The sequence below is a fragment of the Kitasatospora sp. NPDC101176 genome, from assembly GCF_044768035.1.
Lineage (GTDB): Bacteria > Actinomycetota > Actinomycetes > Streptomycetales > Streptomycetaceae > Kitasatospora.
In genome coordinates this window covers 58815-74444 of record NZ_JBIWPA010000009.1, presented here as the reverse complement: position 1 = coordinate 74444, position 15630 = coordinate 58815, and the positions used below count along the sequence as shown (strand labels likewise).

18 protein-coding genes are annotated in these 15630 nt (G+C 76.2%); 7 read left to right on the top strand and 11 right to left on the bottom strand.

Annotation, left to right across the window (positions count from 1 at the left end; genetic code table 11):
* Window positions 1–63: 63 nt before the first annotated feature.
* The 3 genes from ACIRS1_RS15700 to ACIRS1_RS15690 all read right to left on the bottom strand — a co-directional run bounded on the left by ACIRS1_RS15700 (window position 64) and on the right by ACIRS1_RS15690 (window position 2602).
* Window positions 64–1605, bottom strand: coding sequence for a hypothetical protein (locus tag ACIRS1_RS15700; protein WP_402839775.1), 1542 nt, complete (start codon window positions 1603–1605; stop codon window positions 64–66).
* Between the two features lie 311 nt (window positions 1606–1916).
* Window positions 1917–2099: a hypothetical protein gene (locus ACIRS1_RS15695; protein ID WP_402839773.1), complete on the bottom strand. Its 183-nt coding sequence runs from the start codon at window positions 2097–2099 to the stop codon at window positions 1917–1919.
* Window positions 2100–2290: 191 nt separating this feature from the next.
* Complete coding sequence (locus ACIRS1_RS15690; RefSeq protein ID WP_402839770.1) at window positions 2291–2602, bottom strand: hypothetical protein; 312 nt, start codon at window positions 2600–2602, stop codon at window positions 2291–2293.
* 159 nt (window positions 2603–2761) lie between these two features.
* Here ACIRS1_RS15690 and ACIRS1_RS15685 point away from each other — a divergent pair, with 159 nt between their 5' ends.
* Window positions 2762–3745, top strand: a complete 984-nt coding sequence (locus tag ACIRS1_RS15685) for a LuxR C-terminal-related transcriptional regulator (RefSeq protein WP_360211189.1) — start codon at window positions 2762–2764, stop codon at window positions 3743–3745.
* A 21-nt stretch (window positions 3746–3766) separates the two neighbouring features.
* On the opposite strand, the gene ACIRS1_RS15680 is transcribed toward ACIRS1_RS15685, so the two are convergent.
* The 4 genes from ACIRS1_RS15680 to ACIRS1_RS15665 all read right to left on the bottom strand — a co-directional run bounded on the left by ACIRS1_RS15680 (window position 3767) and on the right by ACIRS1_RS15665 (window position 8035).
* The gene (locus ACIRS1_RS15680) at window positions 3767–4135 is read right to left on the bottom strand and encodes a VOC family protein (protein WP_402839767.1); all 369 of its coding nucleotides are present in this window, start codon (window positions 4133–4135) and stop codon (window positions 3767–3769) included.
* 57 nt (window positions 4136–4192) lie between these two features.
* Window positions 4193–5719, bottom strand: a complete 1527-nt coding sequence (locus ACIRS1_RS15675) for a protein kinase (protein WP_402839764.1) — start codon at window positions 5717–5719, stop codon at window positions 4193–4195.
* Between the two features lie 418 nt (window positions 5720–6137).
* The gene (locus tag ACIRS1_RS15670; RefSeq protein ID WP_402839761.1) at window positions 6138–7217 is read right to left on the bottom strand and encodes a hypothetical protein; all 1080 of its coding nucleotides are present in this window, start codon (window positions 7215–7217) and stop codon (window positions 6138–6140) included.
* Window positions 7214–8035, bottom strand: coding sequence for an RNA polymerase sigma factor (locus ACIRS1_RS15665; protein WP_402840043.1), 822 nt, complete (start codon window positions 8033–8035; stop codon window positions 7214–7216). Before ACIRS1_RS15665 ends, ACIRS1_RS15670 begins: the two co-directional genes overlap by 4 nt.
* A gap of 318 nt (window positions 8036–8353) precedes the next feature.
* On the opposite strand from ACIRS1_RS15665, the gene ACIRS1_RS15660 reads away from it, so the two are divergent.
* The 4 genes from ACIRS1_RS15660 (at window position 8354) to ACIRS1_RS15645 (ending at window position 11790) form a co-directional block, all read left to right on the top strand.
* The gene (locus tag ACIRS1_RS15660; protein WP_360211181.1) at window positions 8354–9046 is read left to right on the top strand and encodes a hypothetical protein; all 693 of its coding nucleotides are present in this window, start codon (window positions 8354–8356) and stop codon (window positions 9044–9046) included.
* 244 nt (window positions 9047–9290) lie between these two features.
* Window positions 9291–10013 (top strand): VC0807 family protein, encoded by a 723-nt coding sequence (locus tag ACIRS1_RS15655; RefSeq protein ID WP_402839758.1) that lies wholly within the window; start codon window positions 9291–9293, stop codon window positions 10011–10013.
* 183 nt (window positions 10014–10196) lie between these two features.
* A complete protein-coding gene (locus ACIRS1_RS15650) occupies window positions 10197–10937 on the top strand; it encodes a tyrosine-protein phosphatase (protein ID WP_402839755.1) in 741 nt (246 codons plus the stop codon).
* A 103-nt stretch (window positions 10938–11040) separates the two neighbouring features.
* Entirely contained in the window at window positions 11041–11790 is a 750-nt protein-coding gene (locus tag ACIRS1_RS15645) for a Clp protease N-terminal domain-containing protein (protein WP_360211175.1), read from the top strand.
* A 121-nt stretch (window positions 11791–11911) separates the two neighbouring features.
* Here ACIRS1_RS15645 and ACIRS1_RS15640 read toward each other — a convergent pair whose 3' ends face one another.
* Window positions 11912–12403, bottom strand: a complete 492-nt coding sequence (locus ACIRS1_RS15640; protein ID WP_360211173.1) for an NUDIX hydrolase — start codon at window positions 12401–12403, stop codon at window positions 11912–11914.
* A gap of 184 nt (window positions 12404–12587) precedes the next feature.
* Here ACIRS1_RS15640 and ACIRS1_RS15635 point away from each other — a divergent pair, with 184 nt between their 5' ends.
* Window positions 12588–12923 carry an STAS domain-containing protein gene (locus ACIRS1_RS15635; protein ID WP_402839750.1) on the top strand — a complete coding sequence of 112 codons (336 nt, stop codon included), beginning with the start codon at window positions 12588–12590 and terminating at the stop codon, window positions 12921–12923.
* On the opposite strand, the gene ACIRS1_RS15630 is transcribed toward ACIRS1_RS15635, so the two are convergent.
* From ACIRS1_RS15630 to ACIRS1_RS15620, 3 genes are all read right to left on the bottom strand, one after another.
* Complete coding sequence (locus ACIRS1_RS15630; protein WP_402839748.1) at window positions 12831–13805, bottom strand: sigma-70 family RNA polymerase sigma factor; 975 nt, start codon at window positions 13803–13805, stop codon at window positions 12831–12833. The two genes, ACIRS1_RS15635 and ACIRS1_RS15630, sit on opposite strands and share 93 nt — an antisense overlap.
* Before the next feature lie 168 nt (window positions 13806–13973).
* Window positions 13974–14246 (bottom strand): hypothetical protein, encoded by a 273-nt coding sequence (locus tag ACIRS1_RS15625; protein WP_402839746.1) that lies wholly within the window; start codon window positions 14244–14246, stop codon window positions 13974–13976.
* Window positions 14247–14404: 158 nt separating this feature from the next.
* Entirely contained in the window at window positions 14405–14671 is a 267-nt protein-coding gene (locus tag ACIRS1_RS15620; RefSeq protein WP_360211163.1) for a UBP-type zinc finger domain-containing protein, read from the bottom strand.
* A gap of 240 nt (window positions 14672–14911) precedes the next feature.
* On the opposite strand from ACIRS1_RS15620, the gene ACIRS1_RS15615 reads away from it, so the two are divergent.
* Entirely contained in the window at window positions 14912–15616 is a 705-nt protein-coding gene (locus ACIRS1_RS15615; protein ID WP_387902133.1) for an SDR family oxidoreductase, read from the top strand.
* The last annotated feature ends 14 nt before the right edge of the window (window positions 15617–15630 follow it).

The window sequence follows — 15630 nt, the reverse complement described above, 5'->3', positions numbered from 1 at the left end:
CGGGCGGGGCTCGCGGGGTGGTGCCGGTGGGCCCGCCGACGGGTCGGGCGGGGCCGGTGGAGGTCAGCGGCCGCCGGTCACCAGGATCTGGGCGGAGCCGTCCGGCATGCCGGCGATGCCGACGCGCTGGGCGTTGAAGGTGCTCGCGCCGTAGGCGCCGGCGATCGGGGCGAAGCCGGTCCAGCTGCCGTCCGTGTTCCGGCTCCGGTGGTAGACGTTGCCGTCGTTGCCGATGGCCAGGACCTGGGCGGTGCCGTCCGGGGTGATGGTGATCGAGGCCTGGCTGGCCGCCATGGTGGGGGTGCCGACGCCGTCGATCGGGGCGAAGCCGGTCCAGCTGCCGTCGGAGCGGCGGACCTCGTGGTAGACGTTGCCGTCGCCGGGGATGACGAGGAGCTGGGCCGAGCCGTCGCGGTTGGCGGCGATGGAGACGTCGGACGCGTGGACCGGGCCGCCGTCGGTGCCGAGTACCGGCTGGAACGGGGTCCAGGAGCCGTCGGCGGCGCGGACGGTGTGGTAGACGACGCCGTCGCCGCCGATCGCCAGGGTCTGCGAGGAGCCGTCCGGGCCGACCGCGATCGACACCCGGCCCGCCTTCATCGGGGAGCCGTCCTTGAGGACGAGCGGCTGGAAGGCGCTCCAGGAGCCGTTCGCGCTGCGGATCGCGTGGTAGAGCACGGTGTCGGCGCCGACGGCGAGCACCTGGGCCGAGCCGTCCGGGCCGACCGCGATCGACACCTGGCTGGCGGCCATCTGCTTGCCGTTGAAGTCGGTCAGGGCACCCCAGGGCTGCCAGCTGCCGCTGGTGTAACGGACGGTGTGGTAGACGTTGCCGTCCAGGCCGATGCCGACCACCTGCGAGGAGCCGTCGGGCGCGGCCGCGATGGCCTCCTCGGTGCCGTTGAACTGCGGGGCCGTGGCGACACCGTTGAGCGCGCCGAGGCCGGTCCAGGTGCCGTCCGCGTTGCGGGTCCCGTGGAAGAACTGGCCCTTGGTCTTGCTGACCGTGGGCGCGGAGTCGTCCGCGATCCGGTTGTAGCGGTAGGCGTAGAAGTGCCGGCTGTTGATCTCGCTGCGGTTCATCACCCGGGCGCGGGTCGGGCCGGAGCGGCTCCACTCCTCGATGATGTTGGCCGCGTTGTGCGAGCCGTCGGTCCAGCCGACGAAGAGCGCGGTGTGGGTGTCGATGTTGTTGAGGGCGTCGCCCGGCTGGAGCTCGTCGAGGCCGATCCGGGTGGAGACGTTGACCAGCGAGTTGGTGTTCAGGCTGTCCGTCAGCTGCCAGGCCATCGAGACCAGGCCGGAGCAGTCCTGCCGGTAGCGGCCGCCGGTCTCGGCGTCGGCCCACCAGCCGTACGGGCTGACCAGGCCGTTGGGGCTGTACGGGACGGCCTTGTTCACCCAGTCCTGGGCCCGGGCCACGGCCTGGCTGCGGGTCACCGTGCCGCCGGGGGCGGCGCCGTTGCCGAGCGTGCCGGTCGAGGTCGGGGTCCGCCAGGAGGCGACCACGGTGTCGGCCTGGGCGGGCATGACGGAGAACACCGCGGAGGCGGAGACGGCGGCGAGGCCGACGGCGAGGGAGCGGGAGAGGGCGCGACGGGACACGACGGATCCTTTGATGGTCATGATCGGGTCAGAGTTCTTCGGTGGTGCTCCCCCGCGACCGGGCGGGAGCGGACGGCGGCGTCGAACCGCCGGAGGGGGAGGGCGTGCGGGCCGCGGCCGGGCGGCTGCCCTGCAGGAGCAGCCGGTGCGGCGGGGTGCGGCGGCCCGTGGGGCCGGGGTGGAACGGCCCGGGCCGGGCGGCGCGGGCGGGGTGGGCAGGGTGGCACTACGCGGAGCGGGCGGGCGGAGCGGGCGGGCGGAACGGCCCGGACGGCACTGCGCCTGGCGGCACTGCGCCGGGCGGGGCCCGATCAGCCCCAGATCATGTCGTAGGCGACGACGGGGGCGCCGGAGACGCCGGCGGTGGTGCTGGTGGCGGCACTGGCGGTGGTGGCGCTGCCGGCGTCGGCGGTGGCGACGGCGGGGGCCAGACCGGCCAGGGCGAGGGCGAGGGTGGCGACCGCGGCGGCCTTGGCGATGACGGTGCGGAGCATGACGGTGTCCTCTTCTACGGGTGCGACGGCCGGGTGGGTCCGGTGGTCGCGTCCCGCGGTGACGGTTCCTCCGGCGCCGTCCGGAGCGGTGCTCCCTGGCGGCGATCACTAGCTTCGTCGCAGCTCAGCGGCAGTGGAAGGGAATCCGGCTGGCCGGAAACGTCCCTGGACCGTTCCGGCCAGGGCCCGTCTCAGAGCCCCAGCAGCCGCTCGTAGAAGGGCGCCAGCAGCGGCGCGGCGCCGCGCGCCGCACGCCAGCCGGCGAACTGCGGGAGCGCGGTCAGCGCCCGGTGGCAGAAGCGGTCGGTCCGCGCCTCGGCGTCCTCCAGCCGGTCGGCCAGCAGGTAGACGCCCAGCACCGGATCCGCGCCCGGGTGCGGGTGGACGACGAGGTGCTCGATCCGGTCCTCCGGCCACACCTCTCCGCGCAGCAGCTCACGGGCGTCGGAGGGCAGCGCCAGCCCCGGGGACACGGGCCGCAGTGCGGCATGAACGAGATACATGCGACGAGCGTGCCGAACCCGGCAAACGATGCACAGGGGCCGAACATGGACGCTCCCGTCCTTGGCCGAAACCGTCCACCGGGCGGTGTGGCACCCCTCCGACCTGCTGTGGAATGATCGTCTACGCTTCGAACACGAGTCCATCACGGGGGTTTGGACATGCTGACGACGCTGGGGCTGGACACCGCCTCGGAGGCGGTCTACCGGGCCATGCTCGCCCATCCGAACGACGGGGTGGAGGGCCTGTGCACCCGGCTCTCGCTCACCGAGGAGCAGGTCAGGAACGCCCTCGACCTGCTCAGCGAGCTCGCCCTGCTGCGCCCCTCCGCCGAGCGCCCCGGCGAGCTGCGGGCCGTCTCCCCGGACGTCGGCATGGAGATCCTGATGGCCCGCCAGCAGGCCGAGCTGGCGGCCCAGCAGCTGCGCATCGAGGCCTCCCGCGCCGCGGCCGCCCAGCTCATCGCCGAGTACGCCGACCTGCGGCCCACCAAGGCCCACCCCGACGTCGAGCACCTCGTCGGCCTCGACCGGATCCGGGACCGCCTCTCCGCCCTCACCCGCGAGATGCGCCACGAGGTGATGACCTTCTCCCCCGACGGCGCCCAGAAGCCCGAGAACATCGAGGCCGCCAAGCCGCTCAACCAGGACCTGCTGTCCCGCGGCATCCGGATGCGCACCGTCTACCTCGACAGCGTGCGCAACAGCCCGCACACCGTCGACTACGTCAACTGGCTCGCCACCCACGGCGGCCAGGTCCGCACCGTCCCGGCGCTCCCCACCCGCATGATCGTCGTCGACCGCTCCACGGCCGTCATCCCGGTCCAGAGCGACGACACCGCCGCCGGCGCCGTCGTCCTCAGCGGCGAGGGCATGCTCACGGCGCTGTGCGCCCTCTTCGAGACCGTCTGGGCCGGCGCGCAGCCCCTCGGCGACGCCGCCGCCCCCGACGAGCACGGCCTCACCCCGCAGGAGCACACCGCCCTCACCCTGCTCTCCGACGGCCACACCGACGAGGCCATCGCCAAGCGCCTAGGTGTGTCCCCGCGCACCGCGCGGCGCATCGCCAACGACCTCATGGAGCGCCTCGACGCCCGCAGCCGCTTCCAGGCCGGCGTCCGCGCCGCCCAGGCCGGCTGGCTCTGAGACGGTCCCGCGGCACCGCGGTCAGCGGCTCGTGTCGATGACGCAGAAGCGGTTGCCCTCGGGGCAGGCGAGCACCACGAAGTCCGGGTCCTCGGGGTAGCTGTCCCAGTCGACCCGCCGGGCGCCGAGCGACACCAGTCGCTCGACCTCGGCGGCCTGGTCGGCGGCGTCGCCGGCGTAGAGGTCCAGGTGCACCCGGGGGTGCTCCTGGACGGGCGACTCGCTGACGCCCAGCGCGATCTGCACGCCGCCGCCGGCGGCGGGGACGAGCACCGTCCAGTCCGCCCCGACCTCGCCGTCGCGCGGGCGGTAGCCGAGCGCCGCCGTCCAGAAGGCGACCGCGCGCGGCATGTCGGAGACACCGAGGACGACGGATCCGAGAGTCAGCATCCCGCCATTGTGACGGCCCGCCAGCACCCATGCGGCGCCGGGCCCTCAGCCGGTCCCTCAGTCGTTCTGGTCGCCGGCCGTCGCGTGCAGGGTGATCAGCAGGGCCGACAGCCGGGCGTTCCAGTTGGCGTTGGTCGCGGGGTCGATGGCGTGCTTCTTCGCCATGTCGCGGATCACCTTCTGGGCGTCCTTCAGCTCCTGGGCGGCGTCGTCCGGGGAGCCCTCGTTGAGGCGGGCCGAGGCGTCGTCGAGGATCCGCAGCAGCTCGACCTGGCGGTCGCGGTCCTTGCCGACCTGGGCCTGCGCGACGGCCTGGCGGAAGGCGTTGAGCTGGAGCGCCGGGGCCTGGTTGCGGGGGACGACGGGGGCCGCCGTGGTCGGGAGGGCGGCCGGGGTGGTGGGCGCCGCCGGGGTCGGGGTCGGGGTGGGCGCGGCCGTCGGGCGGGCGGAGGCGGTGGCCGCGGGCGGCTTGGCCGCCGGGGTCGCGTGGCCGGCCGGCTCGTCGAAGGCGGTGACGGCCAGCGCGGTGACCCCGGCGAGCCCGGCCACCCCGAGGGCGCCCAGCACGAGCGGTCGGCGCCGGCTGCGGGCGGCGGGCGCCGGCGGGGCCGCCGGGACGGGGGCCATCAGCGAGGTGGCGGGCGCCGCGGCCTGCGGCGGCAGCAGGGTGGTGTGCTGCTGGTCGGCGTTCGCCGCCGGGACGGGCGGGAGCAGCTGGGTGGCGGCGGCGGTGGCGAGGAGTTCGGTCGTCGGGTCGCCGACCGCGAGCCCGGGCACGGTGGAGAGGAGCTCGTACCGCGCCGCGGCCGCGTCCGCGGGCCGGTCGGCGGGCTTCTTGGCGAGCAGCCGCAGGACCGCGGCGTCCAGGGCCGGCGGCAGACCGGGGCGGCGGGCCGACGGCGGCAGCGGCTGTTCGCCGACGTGCTTGAAGGCGATCGCCACCGGGCTCTCGGCGGTGAACGGGGTCGCGCCGGTCAGCATCTCGGTGAGCACGCAGCCGACGGCGTAGAGGTCGGTGCGGCCGTCCAGCGCCGAGGCCGTGGCCTGCTCGGGCGACAGGTACGCGGCCGTGCCGAGCACGCTCGCGGTCTGGGTGAGGTTGCTGGAGGACCCGGCCCGGGCGATGCCGAAGTCGACGACCTTCACCCCGCCGTCGTCGGTGATCATGATGTTGCCGGGCTTGATGTCGCGGTGGACCAGGCCGGCCGCGTGCGCGACCGCCAGCGCCTCGCAGACCGCCGCCGCGATGCCGACGGCCCGCTCCACCGGCAGGGCCGGCTGCTGCGCCAGCACGGCGGCGAGCGAACGCCCGTTGACGAGCTCCATGACGATGAACGGGGTGCCCTGGTCGACGCCGGAGTCGAACACCATGACGATCCTCGGGTGCACCAGCATCGCGGCGTGCTGCGCCTCCCGGCCGAACCTCTCGGCGAAGCGGGGGTCGTCGGCGAGGCCTCCGTTGAGGACCTTGACGGCCACCTGCCGGCCCAGCACGTGGTCCACGCCGCGCCAGACGGTGGCCATGCCGCCGACGCCGAGTATCTCGACGAGTTCGTAACGCCCGTTCAGCGCCCGTCCGATCACTGGAGCTCCCCTCACGTGCCGTGCCCGGGGTTCCGGGCCGCCTCGTGCACCCGTGCACGATAGCCGCCCCGCCGGACCGCCCCGCCGGGGGCGGGGAGGCGGTCGGGGGACCGGGCAGCGGTCCCCCGGCCGCCGGCACGGGGGGTGCGGCCCGCCCTGACTGCGGGCGGGCGGGCCGCACGTTCCGGGCCGGCCGGCCGGCGGCGCGTCCGGGGTGATGCGCCTGCCGGTCCGGCCGGGGCCGGCCGGGTGGACGGTGGGCACGGGGGAGCCGACCGGCCACCCGGGGTCTTCGGGTGGTCCTGCGTACTGCGGGTACTGCAGGTCCTGCGGGTGGTGCGGGTGGTGCGGGTGGTGCGATCCGGGTGGGCGGCGGGCCCGGGGGGAGTCGCCCGCCGCCCACCCGGAGTCCGGGGGGTTACCGCCGGCCCGACTGGTCGTCCTCGGGCCGGTCCGGTTTGACGGGGCTCGGGCGGGCGTCCGGCACGACCGGTACGGCCGGCACCGTGGAGGCGGTGCCGCCGGCCCTGCCGGGCTGCTTGGCCGCGTCGCCGCCGTTGGTGCCGGCGTCCGTGCCGCCCTTGCCCTTGCCGTTGGCGTTGTCGTTGCCGTTGCCGTTGCCGTTGCCGTTGCCGTTGGTGTTGTCGTTGCCGCCCTTGCCGGCGCCGGGGCTCGGCACCGCCCGGCCCGGGTCGCGGGGCTGCGGGGCGGCGCCCTGGTGGTCGTCGTCGCCCTGCTTCCCGGCGCCGTCCGCGCAGTACTCCGCCACCTTCTCCGCCCCGCCGGCCGCCGCGACCAGGGGGGCGTAGAGCGGGTCGGTGAGCAGCTGGCGCGAGCGCTCGCCCTTGCCCGTCCGGTCGGCGAACCCGCGGCAGAGCGGGACCAGCGCGGGCGGGACCTGCCGGGCGCCGCGTCCGTCGGCACCGGCGGAGGGGGCGCCGGGCGTCGGGGCGGTGGACGGCGCGACCTGCTGCGGGGCACCGGACGGGCCGGTGCCGGACGGGCGCGGGGACGCCCCGGCCGGCGCGGCACTGCGCGGCGGGGTGCCGGACGGGTGTCCGGACGCGCTGCCGCCGCCGGTGGCGAGCATGTGCTCCGGCTCGGCGGGGCCGCCCAGCGGGGACGGCAGGTTTCCGGTGCCGGCGGCGACCGCGACCCCGCACAGCGCCGTGGCGCCGAGCACGACGGCAACGGCCTTCGTGCTGAAGGCCCTGGCCAGCGTGGCGGTCGCCATCGATCGTCTCCGGACGGGTGCGGTCACTACGGGGTCGGACGCGAGACGGGCCTCCCGGAAGGCGGCCAGGGCGTGCTCCTCCCCGGCCAGCTCGTCGACCGTCGCCGGGGCGGCGGCCGCGGCGAGGACCCGGGCGACTGCCCCGGGACCGCCGTCCGGTCCGGTGAGCGAGGCGTCCTGCCCGGCCGGCGGGCCGCCCACGGCACCGCCGAGCAGGTGCTCGGCCGTGTCACGGTCGATCCGACGGGATCGGTTGGTGCTCATCTCATGTCCTTCAGCGTCGCGGCCCGGCGTTCTGTCACACCCTGCGCAGTATTTTTTTTCGCGGACCGCCCCGCGGCCCGTCCCGCGGGTCGTTCGGCGGGTCGTTCGGCGGGCTCCGCGGCCGCCCGCGCGGCCGGGATGCCGGTACCGGCCGCGAAGGGCTGCTCCAGCAGCGTGGCCAGCTTGCGCAGCCCCCGGTGGGCGGCCATCCGGACGCTGCCGGCCCGCTTGCCGAGCACCCGGGCGGCGCTCTCGGCGTCCAGTTCCATCACCACCCGCAGCAGGACGGCCTCGGCCTGGTCGCGCGGCAGCCGGGAGATCAGCGCCAGTGCGTCGGCGGTGCCGACGGTGGTGAGCGCGGCGCGCGCGGTGTCGTCCCCGGCGGCCAGCTCGGCGAGGTACTCGAAGGGCAGGTCGGTGACCGGGCGGCGGCGGCGGGCGCGCAGGTGGTCGAGCGCGCGGTGGCGGGCCACGGTGGCGGCCCAGCCGCGGAAGCCGTCCCCGTCCCCGGAGAAGCCGCCCAGGTCGCGGGCGATCTGCAGCCAGGTCTCGGAGGCGATGTCCTCGGCGTCCTGGGCGTCCTCGGGACGCCCGCCGACCAGTACCCGCAGGTAGCGCAGCAGGCCCGGCTGGACCGTCCGGAACAGCAGCCGGAACGCCTCCTCGTCCCCCGCCTGCGCGGCCCGGACGGCCTCGGTCAGATCGACGGGGGCGACGGGCCCGCCGGGTGGTGGGCCGGCGGAAGGGACTGGTCCGGACCGGCCGACGGGGCTGTCGGTGCCCGCTCCGGGGCGCTCTGCACTCTGCACCCGCCACATCATGCGCCATCCGGGCGACCGGGTCCGGGTCCGGTCGAAGGACCACGGGCCGCCGGGCCCAAGGTCCCGTCGGCCGCCGCCCTTCGCCCGCGGCCCCGGCGGCCCTCCGCCGCCTACGTTGTCCGTGGGCGAAGCAGTCCGGGCCCGGTCGGGCCCCGGGGCCGCCGTGCGCACCGTCGCGCCCGGACCGCCTCGACGACCGGCCGCCGCGCCGCCCCTCCGTCCGTCCGTCCGCCCGCCCCCGCGCCGCCGCGCGAGCGGGCCGACGGCCGGGCCGGCCGCCCCCACCAGCAGTGACGACCAGCAGGGACGCCCGCGATGACCACCGCCCACCAGCTCCACGCGGAGGGGCTGCGCCACCACCTCGCACCCGGCCTGCGCGCCCTGGGACTGCGCGGGTGGCGCCGCACCTTCGCCCTGCCGGACGAGACCCACTGGCTGCTGCTGGGCGTGGTGGAACGCCCCTCCGCCGACCGGACCTCCTTCACCTTCGACCTCAGTGCCGTCCGCCGGGCCGACTGGGCCGCCGCCGGTCTCCCCGGCCACCGGCCCGACCCGCGCACCCGGTACGGCCTGGAGGTCTGGCGGGCGCGGATCGGCGAGGTGCTGCCGGTCGGCGAGGACGTCTGGTGGCAGGTCCTGCCCGGGCCGCGCTGGCCGCTGGTGCTGGAGGACGCGGTCGCCGCCGTCCGCCGCTACGGCCTGCCGGAGCTGCGCCACCGGGCGGCGCGGGACCGGGACGGCACCGGGGAGGGCTACCTCTCCCGCGCCGGGCTGGAGGACGTCAACGCCGCCCTGCTGACCGCCTCGGTGGCCCGGGTGCAGCGCGCCGAGCTGATCGCCGGGGAGCTCGTCCTGACCGGCGCCTGGACCCGGGGCGACGCCGTCTCCCGGACCGTCCTGGAGGGCGTCGCGCGGGGCTTCCTCTCGGCCGGGGACGAGCGCTACCGCACCGTCCGCTGCCTGGACACCCGGGGTCGCGAGCTGTGGGCCTTCCCCCACCGGGGTTAGGCCGTGTCGCGCGCCCGGGGGCTCACTGCCGGGGCCGTGACGCCGGAGCACGCCCCGCGGCCTCCCCGCGCTCGGCGCACCCCGGGAAACCCGCAGGTCGGACGGGTCGTCACGGGCCGCACCATGACAGCTGTCACACGGATCCCGCAACGGACGGCACTGCTCTGACGGAGGGTCGGACGGAAAGACTGGAGGCACGACGCGGGCAGGGGCCCGCGGCCGCCGAGCCGGGGAGGAACCCACCGTGAGCCAGCCCGTCAACACCGCCGCCACCACCGCCCCGGTCGCCGCCGCTCCCACGGCCCGGGCCTCGAACCCGCTGCTCTCCGGGCTCCGCCCGCTCGCCCTCGACGTGGCCGCCCCGCTGGCCGGCTACTTCCTGCTCCACTCGGCCTGCGGCCTGAGCGAGTTCGCCGCGCTGGCCTGGAGCAGCACCATCCCGGCCGCCCGGACCGCCCTCGGCCTGCTGCGCGAGCGGCGGCTGAACCTGTGGGCCGCCCTGATGCTCACCGTCAACCTGGCCGGCCTGGCGCTCACCTTCGTCACCGGCGACGCCCGGCTGATGATCGCGAAGGATGGTGCGCTGAGCGGCACCGTGGCGCTGGCGATCCTCTTCTCGGGGCTGGTCGGCCGGTCGGTGATGACCCCGATGCTGATGCCCTTCGTCACCCGGGGCCGGGCGGACCGCACCGCCGCCTGGCACCGGTTGACCGGGGGTGCGGCGGCCGGCTCCCGGGCCTTCCGCCGCCACGAGCGGGTGTTCGCGGGGATCTGGGGCACCGCGCTGCTGGCCGAGTGCGCGGCCCGGGTGGTCGGCGCCTTCACCCTGCCGGTGTCGACCATGGCCTGGCTGTCCACCGTGTTCCTGGTCGGTGCGATCGCGGCCGGCTCGGTGCTCGGCCAGAGCGCCACCGACCCGATCGCCAAGCTGGTCATCGCCGAGGCCGAGGCCCCGACCACCGCCTGACCGCCGCCCGACCCGGCCCCGACCCGGCCCCGGACCGCACTGCTCGGCACCGCCCGGCACCGCCCGGCGCGTCCTGAACGCCGGATGCCGGCGATCCGAACGCCGAGGAACCATCCGGATCTCCCGGGAGTCCTTACATAACGAGGGGGTAACGGGACCCCCGTCGAGGAATCGGGGAACCCCATGAGCCGGACGCGCGCGCTGACCACCGCCGAGGACCGCACCCTCGTCTGGGACGGCTGCCTGAACGTCCGCGACCTGGGCGGCCTGCCCACCGCCTCCGGCCGGCCGACCGCCCGCGGGGCGATAATCCGGGCGGACAACCTGGACCGCCTCACCGCCGAGGGCTGGGACGCCCTCCTCGACCACGGCGTCCGCACCGTGGTCGACCTGCGCAACACCGAGGAGTACAAGCCGCTCCTCCCGCTCCCCGAGGGCGTCGAGCTGATCCGGGTCCCGTTGGACGAACTGGCCGGCCCCGCCTGGTGGGAGGCCTACGGCCGGCTGGACGGCACCCCGCTCGCACTCCGCCCCTACCTGGACCACTGCCCGCACGCCGCCGCCGCGCTGGTCGCGGCCGTCGCCGGCGCCCGCCCCGGCGGCCTGGTCGTGCACTGCGGCGCCGGCCGCGACCGCACCGGCCTGGCGGCCCTGCTGCTGCTCGCCCTGGCCGGCGTCGAGCGGGCCGCGATCGTCGAGGACTACCTGATCAGCGGCCCCAACGTCCGGCCGCTGTACGGAATGCTGGGCCTCCCGGACCAGTACGACCGGATCGACGCGGTGCTCGCCGGGGCCGGCACCACCGCCGAGGCCGCCCTGGAGGCGGCACTGAGCGACTTCGACCCGGCCGGCTACCTGCTCGCCGCCGGGGCCGCCCCCGCCGAGGTCGCCGCCGTCCGGGCCCGCCTGCTGCCCGCCGAGTAGCAGCCGCCCGGCGGACCGCGCCGCTTCTGCGGCTCCGGAACCCCTCCCGCCTCATCGTCAACCGGTGGTTGACGATGAGGCATCGACAACCTACGGTTGACGCATGGAGAATTCCGTCGTTCCCAGCACCACTCCCCTGCGCCTCGACGACCTGATCGCCGCGATCAAGAAGGTCCACCCCGACGCGCTCGACCAGCTCTCCGACGCGGTCATCGCCGCCGACCACCTCGGTGACCTCGCCGACCACCTGATCGGCCACTTCGTGGACCAGGCCCGCCGCTCCGGCGCGTCCTGGACCGACATCGGCCGCAGCATGGGCGTCAGCAAGCAGGCCGCCCAGAAGCGCTTCGTCCCCAAGGACCCGGGCACTCCCTCCGACCTGGACCCGAACCAGGGCTTCAGCCGGTTCACCGACCGGGCCCGCAGCGTCGTGATGGCCTCCCAGGAGGAGGCACGGCGGGCCGGGAACGCCGAGATCACCGCCGAACACGTGCTGCTCGGGCTGCTCGCCGAGCCCGAGGGCCTCGCGGTCAAGGCGCTCGCCGCCCAGGGCGTCGGCCCGGAGGCCGTCCGGACCGCGGCCACCGCCGCCCTGCCCGCCGCCGTCGCCGAGGTGCCGGCGCTCATCCCGTACGACGCGCAGGGCAAGAAGGTGCTGGAGCTGACCTTCCGCGAGGCGCTCAAGCTCGGACACAACTACGTCGGCACCGAGCACATCCTGCTGGCCCTGCTGGAGCTGGAGAACGGCGCCGGCGTGCTCGCCGGCCTGAGCGTCGACAAGTCCGAGGCGGAGACCTTCACCGCCGAGGCCGTCGCCGCCTTCATCGCCGCCCGGAACGCCGAGCAGGCGTGACCCGGACCGGCCCCCGGGCGGAACTCCCGCCCGGGGGCCGGCAGTCGGCCGCACGGGCCCGCCGGTGCGGCCCGCCGCGCCGCGCGGCGCTCGGCCCGTTCGCCGCGCTCCGCCGCGTTCCTCAGAAACCGGAGACGTGCGTGGTGACGATCCGGACCCGGCCGTCGACGGACGCCTCCAGAGCCGCCCGCAGCCGGGCCGAACGGGCCGGCCCGAGCAGCTCCAGGGCCTCGTCCAGGGGCGCCCAGCGGTGCTCGTCCAGCTCGCCGGCCGGCACGGTCACCGGGGTGCCGTCCGGGACGGTGCCGAAGTCGAACATCAAGTGCTCGGCCGGGTGGTCGAGTTCGGCCGAGGGATGGGTCCAGGAGATCGCCAGCAGGGCGCCGGCCTCCTTCACGATGCCGGTCTCCTCCTCCAACTCCCGTACGGCGCACTCGACCGGGCCCTCGCCGAGGTCGATCGTCCCGCCCGGGAACTGCCAGTGCTCGCGGTACCCGGCCTTCACGATCAGGATCCGGCCGGAGTCGTCGCGCAGCAGGCAGCCGGCCGCGGCGTAGATCCGGGGCAGCGAGGCCAACCACTCCTCGCGGGACTTCAAGGGCTCAGCCGTCACTGCGGTCCTCCTCGGGCACGGGGCTTTCGGACCGCCAACTCTGCCACCACCCGCCCGCCCACCGGGCCGGTAGGCCGACGGGCGGAGGCCCCGCACGGCGCCCGGAGGCCCTTCGGCCGGGCCGGCCCGGCCGGAACTTCCGCGCACACCGATGAGCCGGGGCCGCCGGACCGGTCCAAGCAGCGTGGAGAACACCCGGAACACCCCGGCCGACCGGCCGGACCGCGCCCTGGTCTGCGACCTCGGCGCCCTGGACGCGCCCGACCTGGCCGTCGTCGACGCCCTGGCCCGGCTCCGGCTCGCCGCCGGACGCCACGGCGTGGGCGTGGTGCTGCGGAACGCCGGCGGCCCGCTGCGCGAACTGCTCGCGTTCAGCGGGCTCGCGGCGCTGCTGCCGGCGGCCGCCGACCCGCCCTGCCTGACGGCGCTACTCGGCCTCCAGCCGGGGCGGGAGGCCGAACAGCGGGAAGAGCACGTCGGTGTCCAGGAAGTTGGTGAACCCGGTGATCCGGCCCGCTGACACCTCCGGCACGATCAGCGCCCACGGCTCGTGCCCGCCGGCCGGACTCGGCCGGTACTGGGCGAAGGCCGGGCCGCCGTTGGCGGTGACCGGGAGCAGCCGGGAGCCGCGGCAGCCGTGGCCGGGCCCCAGCATCCAGGCCCGGATCTCCTCCCGCCCGCACAGCCACATCGCGAACGGCGGCATGTTGAGCGTGACGTCCTCGTGCAGCAGCGCGGCCAGGCCGTCCATGTCGTAGGCCTCGAAGGCGCGGACGTAGCGGTCCAGCAGCGCGCGGTGGTCGTCGTCCAGGTCCGGCGCCGGACGGGCGGCCGCGTCCCCGGCGAGCACGCCGCGGGCCCGCTGCAGCGCGCTGTTCACCGACGCCACCGTCACGCCGAGCAGTTCGGCCACCTCGGCGGCCTTCCAGCCGAGCACCTCGCGCAGGATCAGCACGGCCCGCTGCCGGGGCGCGAGCCGTTGCAGGACGGCGACGAAGGCCAGCTTCACCGACTCCCGCTGGGCGGCCACGTCGGCCGGGTCCCCCGTCTCGGGCAGCACCCTGCCGTCCGGCGCGGGGCCGATCCAGGTCGCCTCGGGCAGCTGGGTCTCGCTCGCCGTCGCCACCGTGACGGGCCCGGCGAGGTCCATCGGACGGGCCCGGTTCCGGCGGCCGTTCAGTGCGTCCAGGCAGACGTTGGTGGCGATCCGGTACAGCCAGGAGCGCAGTGCGGCCCGGCCCTCGAAGCCCCGGTGGCCGCGCCAGGCGCGGACCATCGTCTCCTGCACCGCGTCCTCGGCCTCGAAGACCGAGCCGAGCATGCGGTAGCAGTAGCCCGTCAGCTCCGTCCGGTACCGCTCCAGCTGGAGCTCGACCGGCTCCTCCGTGATCACGTCGGCCATGGTGTGCCCCCGTCCTCCCGCCCCGCACTGCTCGATCACGTCGAAGGTACCCCGGGCCACCGACAGCCGGCCCGGCGGACGGCGGGGCCGGTGCGGGCCCGGGAGGGACGGCGGGGGCGGGCGGGGCCCGACGGCTCCGCCCGCCCCGGCCGCGGGCGTCGCCGCGGTTCAGTGCGCGGAGTGCTTCTCCGCACCGCGGTGCCGGTGGCCCTTGAGCTCGGCGTGCATCGCCGGGGCCCCGTGCGGCGCCGAGGCGGCGGTGTCGCGCCCGCCGTGCCGGAAGGCGTCGGGGGCGGTGTACCCGGCGGTGGCGGAGGACGCGGCCCCGCCGCCCGACCGCGGCGCGAGCCTGCTCGGTGGGTTCGCCATGCCCCGGCGCTCCAGCAGTTCCTGGGTGCCCTGGCGGAGCTTGGCGGTACTGCCCGGGGTTCGCTTGGTCATCGTCGGCCTCCCTTCGGCGGCCACCGGCCGGACGGATGTCGGCCAGGGGCCGCACGGGCGTCTTGTCCGGATTTTATCCGGATCGTCCGCGACCGCCACCGGGCACGGGCGGCGGGCGGGCCTTGGGCGACGGGCGGGGCGGGGCGCCCCGCGGCGGCTCAGCCCATCACCTCGTGGACGAAGCACCACCGCCAGTCCTCGCCCGGCTCGAAGGAGCGGATCACCGGGTGCGAGGTGTCGTGGAAGTGCGCGGTGGCGTGCCGCTGCGGCGAGAAGTCGCAGCAGCCGACGTGCCCGCAGTCCAGACAGATCCGCAGGTGCACCCAGTCCCGGCGGTCCTGGGCCAGGCAGTCGGCGCAGCCGCCGGCCGGCGGGAGGGGCGCGATGTCCTGGGGTGCCGCGGCGAGGTCTTCGCAGGCGCTCATGCTGGCAGGGTAGTGACGGCGCCCGCCCGGCGGGCCGGGGACACACCCGTCCGGGTGAACCGCCAGGGTGGCCCTGCCGGACCCCCGGTCCGGCGGACCGGGGAGGACCAGGGCCCTGGGTGGACCGCGGCGGGCCGCGCAGAGTGGACGGCGTCCACCCGAACACCCCGTCCAGGAGCCACCGTGAACCACCCCGGCCTCGCCGCCCGCACCGCCGTCGTCACCGGAGCCGCCAGCGGCATGGGTGCCGCCACCGCCCGACTGCTCGCCGCCGGCGGCGCCCGGGTCGCGCTGCTCGCCCGCCGCACCGACCGGATCGACGCCCTCGCCGCCGAACTCGCCGCCGCCGGCGGGCAGGCCCTCGCCGTCACCGCCGACGTCACCGACCAGGCCTCCGTGGACGCCGCCGCCCGGGCCGTCCACGCCGCCTACGGGCCGGTCGACCTGGTGGTCAACAACGCCGGGGTGATGCTGCCCAACCCGCTCGCCGACGGCCGGATCGACGAGTGGACCCGGATGGTCGACACCAACCTCACCGGCGCCCTGCGGATCGTCCGCGCCTTCAGCGCCGACCTCACCGCGGCCGCCGCCGAGGGCCGCACCGCCGACCTCGTCAACGTCTCCTCGATCGCCTCGCACGTCGTCTTCCCCGACTACGCCGTCTACGGAGCCACCAAGGCCGCGCTCACCCAGCTCTCCGCCGCCCTGCGCAGCGAGCTCGGCCCGCGCGACGTACGGGTCAGCGCCGTCGAGCCCGGGCTGACCGACACCGAGCTCGGCGGCCACATCGACAACCCCGACCTGCGCGAGCAGCTCGGCGGGATGTTCGCCGCCATCCCGGCGCTGACCGCCGAGGACGTCGCCGACCTGATCGCCTACACCGTCAGCCGCCCCCGGCACGTCAACCTGCGCCACCTCGTCGCCCTGCCGACCCGGCAGGCCTGACCGGCGGGCGGCCC